The organism is Nitrosomonas supralitoralis (assembly GCF_003011925.2).
GTDB classification, from domain to species: Bacteria; Pseudomonadota; Gammaproteobacteria; order Burkholderiales; family Nitrosomonadaceae; genus Nitrosomonas; species Nitrosomonas supralitoralis.
In genome coordinates, this window is record NZ_PXXU01000176.1 from 1 (window position 1) to 738 (window position 738).

Here is a 738-nt window from a genome sequence, read left to right on the forward strand (position 1 = left end):
ACAATAAATTGTCCTTAAAACGATCGTTTTAAGAACAACAGGCCCCCTACCCTAATTTGATATAAAAATTCTTAATAATGTGTTCCAAAACATTGTTCCGAACAAATCGTTCTGTTAATATCCTGAAAAACCGTTTTAGGAACAAAAAATATGTTGATCGGATATGCGCGAGTTTCCACTCTTGATCAAAATCCACAATTACAGATTGAAGCGCTAAAAGAAGCGGGATGTAAAAAGATATTTACTGAAAAAATATCAGGGGCAAGTACAAAACGATTTCAGTTGGAAGATGCGCTTCAATATATGCGTGAAGGCGATACGCTGGTAATCTGGAAACTCTCGCGGCTTGCACGATCGCTGACTCAAATTATTAACACGGTCAAAAATCTTGAAGATCGCCACATAGGTCTCAAAGTCATCACGCAAAATATCGACACCGGCACCCCAGAAGGTAGATTGTTCTTTCACATGAATGCAGCCTTTGACCAGTTTCAACGCGAAATCATTGTTGAAAATACCCGAGCAGGTCTGCAATCCGCACGCAGGAATGGTCGCATTGGCGGCAGGCCCACATTAATGACAGTAGATAAAATACGCACGGCACAAGCCATGCTCAAAGATATTGAAAATTACCCTTTTATCTCCGACATCATTAAAACCCTTGGTATCGGCAGAACAACCTTCTATCGCCACTTCCCACCCGAGAAAATTGAACAACTCAGGCCACAGCAATAAAAA

1 protein-coding gene is annotated in these 738 nt (G+C 40.9%); it reads left to right on the forward strand.

Annotated elements, in window-relative coordinates:
• Positions 1 to 150 precede the first annotated feature (150 nt).
• A complete protein-coding gene (locus C7H79_RS17290; RefSeq protein WP_106708447.1) occupies positions 151 to 735 on the forward strand; it encodes a recombinase family protein in 585 nt (194 codons plus the stop codon).
• Positions 736 to 738: the final 3 nt, after the last annotated feature.

Coding starts and splice junctions, on each gene's coding strand:
- C7H79_RS17290 (WP_106708447.1), top strand. CDS start 151: ATGTTGATCGGATATGCGCGAGTTTCCACTCTTGATCAAAATCCACAA.